This is a genomic window from Desulfovibrio sp., assembly GCF_035644575.1.
In the GTDB taxonomy this organism is placed as follows: Bacteria; Desulfobacterota; Desulfovibrionia; order Desulfovibrionales; family Desulfovibrionaceae; genus Desulfovibrio.
Genome location: NZ_DASQOG010000236.1, coordinates 1 through 14,501 on the forward strand (window position 1 = coordinate 1; position 14,501 = coordinate 14,501).

The window sequence follows — 14,501 nt, forward strand, 5'->3', positions numbered from 1 at the left end:
TCGTCACGCAAGATGGGCATGAGCAGGGCGGCAAACAGAACCAGAAACGAAATGAGCATCAAGCTGCCCCGGAAGAAAGGGGCTTTGGCATGAATAAGCATGATCAGGCCTCCCCTCTAAGCTTGCCGAGGTTGAAGAAGAATTTGCTGAACACCCAGATGCCGAAGAAGGCAACAACAACCCAGAAAATAACGTTGCCCACGTCTTCAATAATGCCAACCACACTGGGCGACCAGTTCAGCACTTCAAGCTCAACGAGCTTCTTGGGCAGGGTGGCCGCACGGTTGATGAAACCGGCAATGATGGAGATGGCGTAAAAACCGCGAATGTGGATGCCCTTGACCACCTTGGTGGTCAGAGCGCCCACCTGGATGCCCAGCAGCGAACCAAGCAGCATGCCGACAGCCAGCGTGTAGAACACGTAGCCGTAAATGGCGTACTGGCCGATGGAGGCAAAACCAGCGGTAAAGATGATCTGCAGAATGTCGGTACCAACGGTGGTCATGGACGACACGCCGAAGATGTACACGAACATGGGGAAGGTGACGAAACCGCCGCCCACGCCCATGATGGCGGCCAGCATGCCCACGATAACGCCGCCCGCGGCAACGATCCAGCCGGAGATCCGGCGGCCGCCGGGAATGAGGTCTTCGTCAAAGGTGATCATGGGCGGCACGGCCAGAGCCTGAAGCTTCAGGGCCACGCCTGTCATACCGGCGCTGCCGCCGTGCGCGTCCTGATTCGCTGCGGCGCCGCCGCGGGAGCTCTTCAAAAAGTCAAACAGGGCATAGAAACCAAGAAAGCCCAGCAGCACTGCGTAAATTGTGCTGATGAACAGTTCGGAAAGCAGCGGGTCAGCGTTGTACAACCCTTTGTTGATCGCGCCGCCAATGACTGTTCCCGCGCCGGAGCCTACAAGAAAGGCGATGGCCAGCTTGGTGGAAACGTTGCCCAGCTTTTTGTGCACCGTGGTGCCCATGATGGCTTTGGCGAAAATGTGGAACAGGTCAGTGCCCACCGCCAAAATGCCTTTCACGCCCGCAGCCATAAGGGCGGGGGTAATGATGAAGCCGCCGCCAGCACCGATACACCCGGTGATCAGACCGGCTGCAAGGCCCACGGCTATGGAAGCCAAAAAGATGGTGTTGGTGTAAAAAGCCGGTGCATAGGCGGTTTTGCCGCCCAGCATTTCGTGATACTCATAGGCTTCGGCAAAGCAGCCCGCCAGAATGGGAACTGCAAGAGCCAACAAGATGAGCAGCTTTTTCCTGCTTTTGAGAATGGAAGTGGAGACTTCCAAATCCCATTTGGCATAAGCCTGGGAGCTGCTCAGCAGAAACTCATACACCTGTCTGCCAAAACTCATACTCTCCTCCAATACGATTGTTCCGGCCAATGGCCGAGGTCGTGGCCCCAATACAAACAAACCGTCTAAGGCAATGCCGTGCGTCGCGTCACACACAGCTGGGTTCTGTCAGTAGATATGCTTGAATTCTTTGGTTTTTTATCAATCTCCAGCTCAAAATATCCTGTACCCAGTCACTCTGACATATTCGCCGGAATTTGTAAAAGAAATTTATCACGAGCAAGGTTGCTCGATCTGCAAACTTCCAAAAAATAGCCCCGGAAATCGCCAGTTTTTCGCTATGCTGGAATGCTCAATAACCTCGGCAGGATATGAAAAAGCGCTCCCTCGCATTGCTGTGGGGGGCGCTTTTTCGCCGTATTTGTGAAATTCAAAACAATCTATTTTTTGGCCAGGCCCTGGCTCTGACCAAAGATGACAAGCTCCATCCAGTCCAGCCCGAAATCAAGCGCGGCTTCGTCGCCCTGCTGGCTGTCTTCCATGATGTCCGCCTTGCGCTGGTCGCTTATGTCCACATGCGAGAATACACGCATGTTTGTGATAAGCTCACGGAACTTGTCGATCTGAAACAGACACAGCACTATCATAGTTACCAGTCGGGGTTCAAGTGGTTGACCCGTCGCCCGTACCATGGCCATCAAGCGCATGTAGCGGTCGTTGGAAGTGTTGAAAGGCCGCAGCTCCTCATTTTCCAGCCACTGGTGCGGTGTGCGCACGGTGCCTTTGTCAAAGCCAAGGCAGTGTGGCTCGCGCACCACAAAGAAGCGTTCCGAAACGCCGTTTGCCGCCATTTTTGTGCCGCGCCCCAAGGGGTAGTAGCGGCATGCGCCGGGTCTGTCTTCGTACACTGAGCAACCCGCAGGGGTCACAAAGGGGCAGGGTTCGTCCGGGCCGTCAAGCATGCGCAGCATGGGCAGGGGAAAGCCTGTGTCAGGAAACGAGCGCAATGTGGTAAAGGTGCCAAGAAAGTCCTCGCTGCCAAGGCCCAGATTACGCCGCAGGCGCAGTACGTCGTAAGGGGTCAGGGGCAGGGTCAGCTCTGCGCAGCAACGGTTGAAACAGGGAACATCGGGGTTGCAGTCAAAGCAGAATGTTTCGTCAGGTTTCAGTTCGGGCAGGCTGTCGAGAAGTTCACGGCTGGCATCAGAGGACATGGGCGCTCCTGGTTGCGTGCCCGTGGCGCGGCGGCGCGGGGCGAGGAAACAATAAATGCCCGCCGCGCGGGCAGAAAGCGGCCCGCTTGCGCAGGCCGCCTTGTCGTTATTTGTGCTGCCGCCCGTGCGGACGGCTACTGCTAGATGACCTTGTTCAGCGCGTATTCAATGATGCCCTCTGCGCCAGCAAGGCGCAAACGGGGAATCAGATCGCGCACCACATCAATCTGCACCACGGATTCCACCGAGAGCCAGTGGGTGTCGCGCAGGGGCGAAACCGTGGGCGAATTGAGCGAGGGCAGCATTTCAAGGATGGCGGCCAGATTGTCCGCAGGCGCGTTCATCTTGAGGGCCACCAGATTTTCTGCCTTGAGCGCGCCCTGGAGCAGCAGGTCGAGTTGCTCGATTTTGGCGCGCTTGGCGGGATCTTCCCAGGCTTTCTTATTGGCAATGAGCACAGGGTAGGAAATCATGACCTCGTCAATGATGCGCAGGCCGTGAGCGCGGATGGTGGTGCCGGTTTCGGTCACTTCCACAATGCCGTCAGCCAGACCTTCCACAACCTTGGCTTCGGTGGCGCCCCAGGAGTAGAATACGTCAACCTTGACGCCTTCGCGGTCAAAATAGCGCTGCGTCAGGCCTTGCAGCTCGGTGGCGATGCGCTTGCCCGCGAGGTCGGCGGCCTTCTGGTAGGGCGAATCGCCCGCCACGGCCAGCACCCAGCGGCAGGGCCGGTTGGAAGTCTTGGAATATACGAGGTCGGAGACGCGCACCACTTTGTCTTCGTGGTTGCGTTCGGTCAGCCAGTCAAGGCCGGTGATGCCCACGTCCAGCACGCCAGCTTCGATGTATTCGCCGATTTCCTGCACGCGGCAGAGCGAGGCGGTGATCTGCGGATCGTTGATGTCGGGAAAATAGTTGCGCGTATGTTTGCGGATTTTCCAGCCCGCGCGTTCAAAAAGGTTGATGGTGGCTTCTTCCAGCGAGCCCTTGGGCACGCCAAGCTTGATGATGGGCATGGTATCCGCGCTCATGACAGTTTCCTTCTATCGACCGTAGACTTTTTTGGGGTCAAAAACCTGCGGGGAGCATTCCCGCACCGAACCTTGCTTCAATTCCCTGTAAAAGCAGGAGCGCCTACCTGTATGACAGGCGGCCCCGCCGATCTGCTCAATAAGCAGCAGTATGGTGTCATTGTCACAATCAAGCCGCAGGGAACGCACTTTTTGTACATTGCCCGATGTGCCGCCCTTGTGCCAAAGCTCCTTGCGGCTGCGGCTCCAGTAATGGGCCTCGCCGGTTTCAAGGGTTTTGCGCCATGCATCTTCGTTCATATAGGCCAGCATGAGCACTTCGCCGCTGTCGCAATCCTGGGCGATGGCGGGCAAAAGCCCCTTGCTGAAGTCGGGCTGAAACCCGGGGTTGCCTTCCAGAGCCGCGCTGCCGTCAGGGGTAGCGGACATGGGGCCTCCTTTGTTGTGTCGGGTGGCAGGGCTGTGCGCGCCTGCGAAGTGCCGACAAAATACGGTGTCTAATGGCGCGGTTTGTTCCGCGCAAACAGTTAAATCTACCTGCAAGAGCCGCAGGACGCAAGCGCGGCGTTCCTGAGGCGGCATGGTCTGCCGCAAAAGGCGCAACTTGCGAATCCATGCCGGGTGTGGCATGCTGGCACGTTAGCAAAACTCTTAGTTATGGCGGGTGTGCCGCCGGGAAAATACATGGCCGATTATGATTCCACTGTGAATGATTGTGCGGATTCCGCTTCTGACGCCGTGCTGCACGGCATTTCCGTCAGCGAACCCGATGATGCCCTGCCCAGGGTGACTCTTGACGAATTGCCTGAAACCGTGAGTGCGGCCTGCCGTCGGGCCGGCTGGCAAAGCCTTATGCCCGTGCAGTCGCTGGCCTTGCCCTATCTGCTGGCCGGGCGCGACATCATGGTGCAGTCCCGCACTGGCAGCGGCAAGACGGGCTGCTACCTCTTGCCCATGCTTCCCCATATTTCTGCCGACCTCAAGGCCCCGCAGGCTCTGGTGCTGGCCCCCACGCGCGAGCTCGCCGTTCAGGTTGAGCGAGAAGCTGCTGTAATTTTTGCAGAAACAGGCATCCGCACTGTCGCTGTTTATGGCGGCGTGGGCTATAAAAAGCAGATGGATGCCCTGCGCGACGGCGCGCAGGTTATTGTGGGCACGCCTGGCCGCGTGCTTGACCATTTGCTGCGCCGCACCATGGAGCTGCGCGACCTGCGCGTTCTGGTTTTTGACGAGGCCGACCGCATGCTTTCCATCGGGTTTTATCCCGACATGAAGGAAATCCAGAGCTATCTGCCGCAAAAGCGCATCCATACCTGCCTGTTCTCCGCCACGTATCCGCCCCATGTGCTCAAGCTGGCGCGTGAATTCATGGCGGAACCGGCCATGCTTTCCCTCTCGCAAAAAGAAGTGCACGTGGCCGAAGTGCAGCACCTCTTTTGCGAGGTGAAGCCCATGGATAAAGACCGCGCGCTCGTGCGCCTGCTGGAAACGGAAAACCCCGCCTCGGCCATTATTTTTTGCAATACCAAGTCCAACGTACATTACGTGACGGGCGTTTTGCAGGGTTTTGGCTACAGCGCCGACGAGCTTTCCGCTGATCTTTCGCAGTCGCGCCGCGAGGCCGTGCTTGAAAAAATCCGCGAGGGCAAGCTGCAATATCTTGTGGCTACCGATGTTGCGGCGCGCGGCATTGATATTGCGCAGCTCTCGCACGTTTTTCTTTATGAGCCGCCGGAAGATCACGAAAGCTACATCCATCGCGCAGGCCGCACAGGCCGCGCGGGTGCCGCCGGTACGGTCATTTCGCTGGTGGACGTGATGCAGCGCATGGAGCTTGACCGTATCGCCAAGCATTACAAGATCGGCATAATCCCCCTGCCTTTGCCTTCTGACGAAGACGTGGCCCGGGTAGCCGGAGCCAGACTGACCGCCATTCTCGAAGGGCGGTTCCGCAATCTGACCGGGCTTGAACGCATGCGCGTTGGGCGCTATGCCCAGCTTGCGCGCGATCTTGCCACGCAGAGCGATGAAGAAGACAACGTGCTGCTTCTGGCCATGCTGCTGGATGCCTGCCACCAGGAAAGCCTGCGCGAAACGCGCTTTCCCGATGGGCGGCCCCGCGCCGCCGAGAGCCAGCAGCGTCAGTCGCGTCAGGCAAAGCCGGGCCGTTCACGCGGTGGCCGGGCAAAGCCGTCCGGTGGCCGCAGCGCGGACGCCGTGGAAGCCAGCCCCGCTGCCTCTGAAGGGCAGAGCGAGGGATCAACCCCGGATTCCGGTTCTGATTCCGGCGCTGGCGAGGGTAAATCTTTGCATTCCGGCAAACGCCGTCGCCGTTCCTCGCGACGTCGTGACGGCAATGCAACCGAGGGTACTGCAGGGCAATCTGCCGACGGGCAGGGCCAGGGTTCGTCCCGCGAGGGCGGAGACTAGGCATTTTGGGATTTTACGAGCAAACAGTTAAGTGTGACAGCCATGCAGAACAGTGACGATCTCACCACGCAGGAGGCATCGACAGACGGTGCCCCGACTGAAGCCGCGCGCGCGGCTTTGGAGAATTTCAAGGCATTGCTGGCCGATGCCGACTTTACCCTTGAGCTTGAACTGCTGGGCGTCAAGCGCATGCAGTTTATGCGTCGCCGCCAGATGCAGTCGGAACTCATGGGGCTTTACATGGCCCTGTGGCGGCTGGCGCTGGCGCGGTCTTTTCCTGTTGATGCTCCGCGCATGTTTGAGCTTTTTCAGCAGGAATACGTGCGGGCGCATAAGGACAAGCACAGCAATCACATTGTGCAGCGGGCCAATGAATACTGGGCCATGCTTGAGCCACGGGGCGATGGCGACTTCAGCGAAGTTGCCAGGCACCTGTGCTCCTTTTCCACGCAGGATCCCGGTCAGGCCAAGAGCGTCAATCTCAAACTGGTGCTGCATATCCGCAAGATTTACAAACTCGTTTTCGACCGGCTCATCTAGCCGCCGGGCGTGCGCTATTTGTTCGGGAATCGGCATATCTAATGAAAATCGTCCATTCAGTTGACGCGCTGGGCGCCCTCGCGGGTGCAGCCGTCACCATCGGTAATTTCGACGGCGTCCATCTTGGGCATCAGGCTCTTATCCGCCGCACCCTTGAGGTTGCTGCGCAGGAAGACCTGACCCCGGTGGTCATGACCTTCTGGCCGCACCCCCGTCAGGTGCTGTTTCCCGAGCGCGGGCACATGCCCCTGACCACGCGTGAAGACAGGTTCGCCCTGCTTGAAGCGCTGGGCGTTCCCTTTGTGCTTGAGCTGCCTTTTACGCGCGAACTGGCCTCACTGGATGCCGGAACATTCGTGCAGACCATTCTTGAACCCATGCATCTGCGCCGCCTTGTGGTGGGCTACGACTTTACGCTGGGCCGCAACCGTGGGGGGCAGGTCACCGTGCTGCGCGAGCTTGGCGCACTGACCGGCTTTACCGTGGAGCAGCTTGAACCAGTGCTGGTAGAAGGCACTGTGGTAAGCTCCACATCTCTGCGCGGGCTTATCGGCCAGGGGGATGTGGCGAGGGCCGCGCGCCTGCTTGGGCGATTCCACGGCTTCAGCGGCGAAGTGGTGCACGGCGATGGGCGCGGGGCGGGGCTGGGCTTTCCCACCGCCAACCAGCGCAAGCCCGAAGTGGTGCTCCCTGTGGAAGGCGTGTACGCCACCCGCGCGACTCTGGAGGGCCACAGCTGGCCCGCAGTGACCTGTGTGGGCCGCAAACCAACCTTTGGCGACAACGAGCTTGGCGTTGAAACTTTTTTGCTGGAAGACGGCAAAAATCTTTATGGTCAGATGATGCGCCTGGAGTTTGTGGGCCGTGTGCGCGGTGAAGAACGCTTTGCCTCGGTGGATGCCCTCAAACAGCGCATTGCCCAGGATGTGAAGGACGCCCGCTCCCTGCTCGCACAGGCTGCATTCTAGGAGGGCTGGGGGCGGCTGGAGAAACCATGATCTGCGCCGACATTCATAACCATACCGTTGCCTCGCACGGCCTTGCCACAGTGGCAGAAATGTTTGCTGCCGCACAGGCGCGCAAGCTGGTCTGGTACGGTTTTTCAGAGCATTCCCCCCTGCCGCCTGGTTATTCCTGCCCCTTGTACAAGGGCGACCTCGCCGTAACTTTCCCTGCCTATGCCGATGAAGTGCTGGCCCTGCGAGCGGAGACCTCCAGCCAAAAATCCGGCGCGCAGGCCCAACCGCGCGTACTGCTGGGCATGGAGCTTGACTGGCTGCCGGTCAACACCCCGTGGATGCGCGATATGGTCAGCCGCTACGCCTTTGACTACATCATCGGCGGGTTGCATTTTGTGAACGATGTGCCTGTAGGCTCTCCCCGCAGTTGGGGGCCGGAAGTGGAGCGGCAGGAGCGCTTTGCGCGCTACGACGCCTATTATGATGTCATGCGTGGGCTGGCTGCCAGCGGTATGGTGGATGTGGTGGCCCACCCGGATTTCATCAAGGTGTGCTGCTTTGATGATTTTCAGGCATGGCTGGCCCGGCCGGGCAGCACAGACCGCATGGCAGCAGTGCTTGAAGCTATGCGCGCCACAGATACAGCCATGGAAGTTTCTTCGGCTGGCTTGCGCAAGCCATTTCACGAACCCTACCCTGGCCCGGCCATCATGCGTTTGGCGGCGGATCTCGGCCTGCGCATCAGTTTTGGTTCGGACGCGCACAATATGGAAGATACCGGCTCGCATTTCACGGAACTGGCGGTCTATGCCGCATCCTTTGGTTTTACGCGCAGCCGCATCTGCGTGGCCCGCGAGCGCAGAGAGCTGACGTTTTAGCTCTACTGGCCTTTTTTGCTCACATCGCGGTGTGTGCAAGATATGAAAAATCCCCGTTCTTCGCATGAAGAACGGGGATTCGCTTTGCGTTCGGCAAAGCCTTACTTCAGCAGGCCCACCGTCTGGATGATAAAGACCTTCCAACCTTCAGGCAGGGGAAGTTTGCCGTCCAGCGCGTGCAGGCCGGAAACATGTACAAAGTTGCCCAGCCCTGCGGAGGCGCAGAACAGCCCGGCATTCTGGTACAGGGAACCCACGTGCGCCCCGCCCCATTCGTTGCCCTGCGGTACGGCGTAGAGCAGGGTGAGCGAGCCTCCGCCCATCTGGGCGCGCCAGTCGCCATCCAGCACCTTGACGAGCGCGTGGTCAGCCTCATAAAGCCACACGCCGTTTTCAAGGGCCACGTACAGACGCACATCCTGCCGGTTCATGGCCGTGGGGGCGGTCCTGCGGCCGCCGTCTCGGTTGACGCCCCAGGTGGCCCACAAGAGATCGCTCAACTGTTGGGGCGAAAGGGCCGCTCCACTGAAGCCCGTTTTGATGGAGCGGCGCTGGGCAAGAGCCTGCAACAGGGGCATGCCGCCGGTTTTGTTGGGGGCGGGCAGCTCCATGCGGGCGGTGCTGTCCGCAGCGCTCACAGCTGTGGGAGCGGCGGGGATAAGGGCCAGGGCAGCCAATGAAAGCAATAGGGAAAGTGAGTGTCTGACGGTACGGATCATGGGTGTTCTCCGTGTTGTGGTTGGATTTGTACCAGTAGCGGTTTGCTATGAAATACAGGCAAGACGCCAGTTCCGCAAACGCGCATGGTCAAGCATGCCTTTGCAGCAGGATGTTCAGATTTCGCTTTTGGGGGAACGTTCCAGCATGGTGTCCAGCGCAGCAACCGCGCGTTCGCCGGTCATGCCCATGCGTGGGGCCAGTTGGGGGAGATTTTCAACCGCATCGCAGGGCCGTACATAGAGCGGCTCCACATCTGCGTCAAAATAATCGCCGTGGCGGGCCAGCAGGCACAGCGCATCCGTATTCGGGCAGACCAACCGGGGTATGGCGAACGGAGAGCCGGTTTCCTTTTCTGCGGGAACCATGCGCATGCCTTGCAGAGCCGCAAAAACATCTGCATTGCGGGCAAGGCCGCTGCCGCAGATGTGCATACGGCGGTGTTTGTCTGTGCCATCCGGCAGGGGCGCGCCCAGTGCGGCCTCAATACGTTGCAGGGCCTCCTGCGGCGCGCAGAGGTCAACGGCCTGCGTGGGCTGTGCCGGAATCTGCGCCCCATACGACATGAAGGGCTGGCAGTGCACAAGATTGCGGCGGGCGTGGGTGAGCACCCATACGGGGGTGCCGTAAAACAGATTGTGCTGGAGCACGGCGCTGGTGGCCAGAGCCTGCATGTAGTCCAGCCCTGCCAGACGGGCCTGCCCCACGCGGCGCAGGGCTGCGGCGGTGGTCAGCACCAGCCGTATGCCCGTAAAGGAACCCGGCCCGCGCACGCAGGCAATGCGCCGGAAGTCGGCAGGCTTGATGCCAAGGCTGCTGCAAATCTCTGCCAGGGCCGGAGCCAGAATTTCCGTAGCCCTGTCGGCCTTGTGCCATTCCTGCACGCAGAGCAGCCGCTCGTCTTCGGTGACAATGATCTGGAGCGCGCCCTCTGCGGCATTGAGGATAAGCTCAAGCCCGGTGCCGTTCTGCATTATGAGCCGCTCCCAAACCAACCGGTATTCTTGAGGATGCGCCACAGGTCGTTATAGGTGGCAAGCAGCATGAGAGCCACCAGAAGGGCGATGCCCGCGCGCATGGCGTAATCCTGCAAACGCGCGTTGAGCGGGCGGCGGAAAATTATTTCCCACAGGCAAAAAACAATCTGCCCGCCATCCAGCACGGGGATGGGCAGCAGGTTCAGGATGCCAAGGTTGATGCTGATGAGCGCAGCCAGCGCCAGCAGCCCGGCAAGGCCTTCGTGGGCCTGCTTGCCCACCATCTGCATGATCATGATGGGGCCGCCCACCTGATCCAGAGGCACCACGCGTTCGGCCAGTTTTACAAAGCTCTGCCATGTGAGCGAAACCATGTCTGCGGTCTGGCCCGCTCCGGCAATGGCCGCATCGGCAAAGCCGTGCTGCACAAGCCGCACAGCACCGGAATTACGGATGCCGATAAGCCAGGCGCTTTCTTCTTCGCCAAATATGGTCTTGCGTATGGAACGCTCGGGCGTGAGTTCCACGCTGATGATCATGCCTTGCTCGGGCTGCGCGGCTTCATCGGCGCGTGTTTGATCGTCTGCCTGAGGGGCCATGTCGGGGCGTGAAAGCGTGACGGCAAGCGTTTTGCCGTTGCTTTGCGTAATGGCGTCGGCCATGGCCTGCCAGTTGGCAACGGCAGCGCCGTTGATGCTTACAATGGTGTCGCCGGGCTGAATGCCCGCCTTGTCTGCGGGGCCGTTCTGCACAACGCCGCCAACCTGCGGCAGCAGCACGGGGGTGCCCCAGCCTAGGGCCAGAGTCCAGCAGAGCAGCCACGCCAGAAGGATATTGGCGGCGGGCCCGGCGGCAACCACAAGCAGACGCTGCCATGCGGGGCGCAGGGCAAAGCTTTCTTTTTCGGTAAAGCCTTCGGGAAGGTCCTTGGGGTCGCTTTCACCCACCAGGGCCACATAGCCGCCAAGCGGCACCAGCGACAGAGCATATTCCGTCTTGCCCTTGCGGTATTTGAGAATCTTGGGGCCAAAGCCCAGCGAGAACGTGGAAACGCCCATGCCAAGGCCACGCGCCACGGCAAAATGGCCCAGCTCGTGGAAAAAGATCAGGCCGCCAAGAACGACCACTACTGCAATAACTGTTGTCAGCACAAGGAACCTCCGTCACGGGCCAATCCGTAGACCAGCTCGCGGCTCTGGCAGTCAAGACGCTGCATGCGCTCCGCCAGTGTATGCGCCTCGATTGTCAGTGCGGCTTCGCTGTCAGTTGCGGAAGCGGCACCTTCAAGGGGCGCGCATAAAGGCTGATTGCCGGGGTTGGAAGCGCCGTGCGCCTCCAGTGCGGCAGCTATCAGCCGGGGAATGTCCATAAACGCGCAGCGGCCTGTAAGGAAAAGATCCACTGCGGCCTCGTTGGCGGCGTTGAGCACTACGCAACGTCCACCACGGTTTTCCAGCACCTGCCTGGCCAGCCCGAGACAGGGAAAAGCGCTTTCGTCCGGTTCATGAAAGGTAAGCGGCTTTGCCGTAAGGTCAAGCGGCGGTACGTTGACCGGCACACAGCGCGGCCAAAGCAGGCAGGCCGCAATGGCCATGCGCATGTCCGGCGTGCCGAGCTGGGCAAGCTGGCTGCCATCGTGAAATTCCACAAGTGAATGCACCACGGATTGAGGATGCACCAGCACCTTGATGCGCTCGACAGGCACTCCGTAGAGGTGAAAAGCCTCAATGACCTCCAGCCCCTTGTTCATGAGCGTGGCAGAATCAATGGTGATCTTGGCCCCCATGCTCCAGTTGGGATGCTTGAGAGCCTGCTCGGGCGTGACGGCGTTCAGGGCCTCGCGCGTCCAGCCGCGAAATGGGCCGCCGGAGGCTGTGAGAATGAGCCGTTCCACTTCCTGCCCGCGCCCGGCAAGGCACTGGAAAATGGCGTTGTGCTCGGAATCCACAGGCAGCACCACGGCCCCTGTGCGGGCGCACACGCGGCGCACAAGGTCGCCAGCCAGCACCAAGGATTCCTTGTTGGCAAGGCAGATGACCTTGCCCGCCAGAGCCGCGGCCAGCGTTCCGGCAAGACCCGCAGCGCCCACCTGCGCGGAAAGCACGGTGGAAGCCTCGGGCAGGGAGGCCAGCTCCGCGTAGCCCTCGCTCCCCACAAGAATGCGGGGGTGGTAGTCCGCAGGCAGCAGTGCGCGCAGTTTGGCTGCGGATTCTTCGTCAAGCACAGCCAGATGCGGCGGCCTCCATGCGAGGGCCTGTTCCGCAAGGCGCTGCACGTTGCGGGCGCAGGCGAAACCCACCATGCGGAAGGCCTGTGCATGCGCTGCGGCAACTTCCAGCGTGCTGCGTCCTATGGAGCCTGTGGAACCCAGAAGTACCAGACTACGCGGCCAAGTTTGCTGCCAGTTTTCACCGGGGGCGTCAGAAATGTAATTGATGGAAGGGCCGCCCAGGCCGGGCCAGAGTTGCGCCATGATGACGTTGTCCTTTAATGGGCGCGCGCAGGTGCTCGCGGCGCGTGTGCGCATGAGATTGGTACTGCGGCAAAAAATTCAAGCTCCCCAGTGGAAGGGATAGCCAATGCTTTTAGCCCCGCAAGCAGGGGGCGTCTGCTCACGCAGACGCCCGTGAATTTTAAAATAATAATGCTCTTTAGGGGCAAGGCCCTAAAAGAAGAAAAACCACTGGTCAACAACGGCCACCATGGGCATGGCAAACAGCAGGCTGTCGGCTCTGTCGAGGATGCCGCCGTGCCCTGGCAACAGATTGCCGGAATCCTTGATGTTTACCGAGCGCTTGAGGGCGGATTCAAAGAGGTCGCCCAACTGGGCAAAGGCATTGATCGCAATGCCCAGCAGAGCAAAGGAGAACCAGCCGGTCTTGCCGTAAATTTCGCCGTAAATGGCGCAAAAGATCACACAGCCAACAAGGCTGCCCACCGCGCCTTCCGAGCTTTTCTTGGGGCTGACGCGGGGCCACAGCTTGTGGTGCCCAAAGCGTGTGCCCACAAAGTAGGCGGTGGTGTCTGAAATGGCCACGGCGGCAATGACAAAGATGAGCTTGGTGGTGGAAAGATAGGTCGCCGGGAGCAGCAGCAGGGGCACATAGGCCAGCCCCGCCATAAATATGCCGCTGGAGGCAAAGGCATTGTCGTCTTCAACAACATCCCACCGGAAAAGAAAACTCATGGAAGCCAGCACAAAGCCAGCGCCAAGGCAGACCAGAGCATCTTGCGGCCTGTGCAGCCACGTGAGGCAGATCATGCACCAGCCAAGCACGATGGCGCAGATGCGGCTGGGCACACGGCTGGAACCCCAGAACAGGGAGTAGAACTCCCACAGGCCGAGGGCGCATACCAGCAAAATGACAAACAACAAAGGCAGGCCCCTGAACCAGAGTGCCAGCAGCAAGACCGCAGCAAGGGCAAGACCTGTGAAAATGCGGCGGATATCGATGGATTGCGTTGAAGGATCAATGGGCATCAATTTGCTCCTGTGTTTTGCCGAAGCGGCGCGAACGGGCGGCATAGGCGTCAAGGGCCATGCGGAGCTGCGCGGCGTCGAAGTCCGGCCATGGCACGGGCGTGAAATACAGCTCGCTGTAGGCGCATTGGTAGAGCAGATAATTGCTCAGCCTCTGCTCGCCGCTGGTGCGGATAAGCAGGTCAGGGTCCGGTTGTCCGGCGGTGTAAAGATGGTCGGCAACGGCCTGTTCGGTCACGTCTTCAGGGCGCAGACCTTCGCGCAGCATGGTTTGCATGGCGCGTACAATTTCACCCCTGCCGCCGTAGTTGAGGGCGAGATTCAGAACCATGTCCTTACCGCCCTCGGTGCGTTTGATGGCATGGCGCAGGGCCGTGCGCTGGGCAAGGGGCATGGATTCAATGTCGCCCAGGACACGCATGGAAATGCCTTGTTCGACCATGCGCGGCACCTCGCGGCTCAGAAATTCCATCAGCAGGCTGAACAGAGCGCTGATTTCTGTCTTGGGGCGATTCCAGTTTTCGCTGGAAAAAGTGTAGAGCGTGAGGTGGCGTATGCCCAGCGACCGGCATTCGGTCACTATGTTGCGCACGGTTTCCGCGCCAGCGCGGTGGCCTGCTTCGCGGGGCAAACCGCGCGCCTGGGCCCAGCGGCCATTGCCGTCCATGATGATGGCGAGGTGTGTGGGCAGTTTGTCTGGATGATCCGTCATGCAAAAGCCTGTGGTGAAAAGTCCTGCGGGTCTGCGCATTGTCTGCGGCAGCAAAACCGCGCCCCGCAATGTGCTTGCGGGGCGCGCGCAACCCGGGCGGAAAATCCGCCATGGGCTAGATTTCCATGATTTCCTTTTCTTTGGCCGCGCACTTTTTGTCGGCATCAGCCACAAACTTGTCCGTCAGCTTTTGCACGTCTTCAGAAGCCTTCTTCTGTTCGTCTTCGCTGATGGCCTTGTCTTTTTCCAGCTT

The 14,501-nt window shown here is 59.9% G+C and carries 15 protein-coding genes; 4 read left to right on the forward strand and 11 right to left on the reverse strand.

The features are described from left to right. Nucleotides 1–103: 103 nt before the first annotated feature. From VEZ52_RS13260 to hisI, 4 genes are all read right to left on the reverse strand, one after another. Nucleotides 104–1,366 (reverse strand): sulfite exporter TauE/SafE family protein, encoded by a 1,263-nt coding sequence (locus VEZ52_RS13260; protein ID WP_324837237.1) that lies wholly within the window; start codon nucleotides 1,364–1,366, stop codon nucleotides 104–106. Between the two features lie 380 nt (nucleotides 1,367–1,746). Next, nucleotides 1,747–2,520, reverse strand: coding sequence for a YkgJ family cysteine cluster protein (locus VEZ52_RS13265; protein WP_324837238.1), 774 nt, complete (start codon nucleotides 2,518–2,520; stop codon nucleotides 1,747–1,749). Between the two features lie 140 nt (nucleotides 2,521–2,660). Beyond that, nucleotides 2,661–3,554, reverse strand: a complete 894-nt coding sequence (gene hisG / locus VEZ52_RS13270) for an ATP phosphoribosyltransferase (protein ID WP_324837239.1) — start codon at nucleotides 3,552–3,554, stop codon at nucleotides 2,661–2,663. Nucleotides 3,555–3,566: 12 nt separating this feature from the next. Next, nucleotides 3,567–3,983, reverse strand: coding sequence for a phosphoribosyl-AMP cyclohydrolase (gene hisI, locus VEZ52_RS13275; RefSeq protein WP_022657658.1), 417 nt, complete (start codon nucleotides 3,981–3,983; stop codon nucleotides 3,567–3,569). Between the two features lie 255 nt (nucleotides 3,984–4,238). On the opposite strand from hisI, the gene VEZ52_RS13280 reads away from it, so the two are divergent. Genes VEZ52_RS13280 through VEZ52_RS13295 form a run of 4 tightly spaced genes read left to right on the forward strand, consistent with a single transcriptional unit; the run spans nucleotide 4,239 to nucleotide 8,361 of the window. After that, nucleotides 4,239–5,984, forward strand: coding sequence for a DEAD/DEAH box helicase (locus tag VEZ52_RS13280; RefSeq protein WP_324837240.1), 1,746 nt, complete (start codon nucleotides 4,239–4,241; stop codon nucleotides 5,982–5,984). A gap of 42 nt (nucleotides 5,985–6,026) precedes the next feature. Beyond that, nucleotides 6,027–6,524 (forward strand): hypothetical protein, encoded by a 498-nt coding sequence (locus VEZ52_RS13285; RefSeq protein WP_324837241.1) that lies wholly within the window; start codon nucleotides 6,027–6,029, stop codon nucleotides 6,522–6,524. 41 nt (nucleotides 6,525–6,565) lie between these two features. Continuing rightward, the gene (locus VEZ52_RS13290; RefSeq protein WP_324837242.1) at nucleotides 6,566–7,492 is read left to right on the forward strand and encodes a bifunctional riboflavin kinase/FAD synthetase; all 927 of its coding nucleotides are present in this window, start codon (nucleotides 6,566–6,568) and stop codon (nucleotides 7,490–7,492) included. Between the two features lie 26 nt (nucleotides 7,493–7,518). Then, nucleotides 7,519–8,361: a histidinol-phosphatase gene (locus VEZ52_RS13295; RefSeq protein ID WP_324837243.1), complete on the forward strand. Its 843-nt coding sequence runs from the start codon at nucleotides 7,519–7,521 to the stop codon at nucleotides 8,359–8,361. 101 nt (nucleotides 8,362–8,462) lie between these two features. On the opposite strand, the gene VEZ52_RS13300 is transcribed toward VEZ52_RS13295, so the two are convergent. From VEZ52_RS13300 to VEZ52_RS13330, 7 genes are all read right to left on the reverse strand, one after another. Further along, a complete protein-coding gene (locus VEZ52_RS13300) occupies nucleotides 8,463–9,080 on the reverse strand; it encodes a nitroreductase family protein (RefSeq protein WP_324837244.1) in 618 nt (205 codons plus the stop codon). A 114-nt stretch (nucleotides 9,081–9,194) separates the two neighbouring features. Further along, nucleotides 9,195–10,052: a tRNA (adenosine(37)-N6)-threonylcarbamoyltransferase complex dimerization subunit type 1 TsaB gene (tsaB, locus tag VEZ52_RS13305; RefSeq protein WP_324837245.1), complete on the reverse strand. Its 858-nt coding sequence runs from the start codon at nucleotides 10,050–10,052 to the stop codon at nucleotides 9,195–9,197. Further along, nucleotides 10,052–11,206 (reverse strand): RIP metalloprotease RseP, encoded by a 1,155-nt coding sequence (gene rseP / locus VEZ52_RS13310; protein ID WP_324837246.1) that lies wholly within the window; start codon nucleotides 11,204–11,206, stop codon nucleotides 10,052–10,054. The genes tsaB and rseP overlap by 1 nt, the downstream gene beginning before the upstream one ends. Next, nucleotides 11,200–12,528 carry a 1-deoxy-D-xylulose-5-phosphate reductoisomerase gene (gene dxr / locus VEZ52_RS13315; protein ID WP_324837247.1) on the reverse strand — a complete coding sequence of 443 codons (1,329 nt, stop codon included), beginning with the start codon at nucleotides 12,526–12,528 and terminating at the stop codon, nucleotides 11,200–11,202. Before dxr ends, rseP begins: the two co-directional genes overlap by 7 nt. Nucleotides 12,529–12,720: 192 nt before the next feature. Further along, on the reverse strand, nucleotides 12,721–13,536 hold the full coding sequence (locus VEZ52_RS13320; protein ID WP_022657668.1) for a phosphatidate cytidylyltransferase: 816 nt from the start codon (nucleotides 13,534–13,536) through the stop codon (nucleotides 12,721–12,723). Beyond that, nucleotides 13,526–14,248 (reverse strand): isoprenyl transferase, encoded by a 723-nt coding sequence (locus VEZ52_RS13325; protein WP_324837248.1) that lies wholly within the window; start codon nucleotides 14,246–14,248, stop codon nucleotides 13,526–13,528. The genes VEZ52_RS13320 and VEZ52_RS13325 overlap by 11 nt, the downstream gene beginning before the upstream one ends. 115 nt (nucleotides 14,249–14,363) lie before the next feature. Beyond that, a partial coding sequence (locus tag VEZ52_RS13330; protein ID WP_324837249.1) for a ribosome recycling factor occupies nucleotides 14,364–14,501 on the reverse strand: 138 nt, incomplete at its 5' end.

Bases quoted from the DNA above. Each gene is read 5' to 3' on its own strand.
- hisI (WP_022657658.1), bottom strand. From the start codon at position 3,983: ATGTCCGCTACCCCTGACGGCAGCGCGGCTCTGGAAGGCAACCCCGGG.
- dxr (WP_324837247.1), bottom strand. From the start codon at position 12,528: ATGGCGCAACTCTGGCCCGGCCTGGGCGGCCCTTCCATCAATTACATT.
- VEZ52_RS13260 (WP_324837237.1), bottom strand. From the start codon at position 1,366: ATGAGTTTTGGCAGACAGGTGTATGAGTTTCTGCTGAGCAGCTCCCAG.
- VEZ52_RS13295 (WP_324837243.1), top strand. From the start codon at position 7,519: ATGATCTGCGCCGACATTCATAACCATACCGTTGCCTCGCACGGCCTT.
- hisG (WP_324837239.1), bottom strand. From the start codon at position 3,554: ATGAGCGCGGATACCATGCCCATCATCAAGCTTGGCGTGCCCAAGGGC.
- VEZ52_RS13265 (WP_324837238.1), bottom strand. From the start codon at position 2,520: ATGTCCTCTGATGCCAGCCGTGAACTTCTCGACAGCCTGCCCGAACTG.
- VEZ52_RS13285 (WP_324837241.1), top strand. From the start codon at position 6,027: ATGCAGAACAGTGACGATCTCACCACGCAGGAGGCATCGACAGACGGT.
- VEZ52_RS13290 (WP_324837242.1), top strand. From the start codon at position 6,566: ATGAAAATCGTCCATTCAGTTGACGCGCTGGGCGCCCTCGCGGGTGCA.
- VEZ52_RS13280 (WP_324837240.1), top strand. From the start codon at position 4,239: ATGGCCGATTATGATTCCACTGTGAATGATTGTGCGGATTCCGCTTCT.
- VEZ52_RS13300 (WP_324837244.1), bottom strand. From the start codon at position 9,080: ATGATCCGTACCGTCAGACACTCACTTTCCCTATTGCTTTCATTGGCT.
- VEZ52_RS13320 (WP_022657668.1), bottom strand. From the start codon at position 13,536: ATGCCCATTGATCCTTCAACGCAATCCATCGATATCCGCCGCATTTTC.
- tsaB (WP_324837245.1), bottom strand. From the start codon at position 10,052: ATGCAGAACGGCACCGGGCTTGAGCTTATCCTCAATGCCGCAGAGGGC.
- VEZ52_RS13325 (WP_324837248.1), bottom strand. From the start codon at position 14,248: ATGACGGATCATCCAGACAAACTGCCCACACACCTCGCCATCATCATG.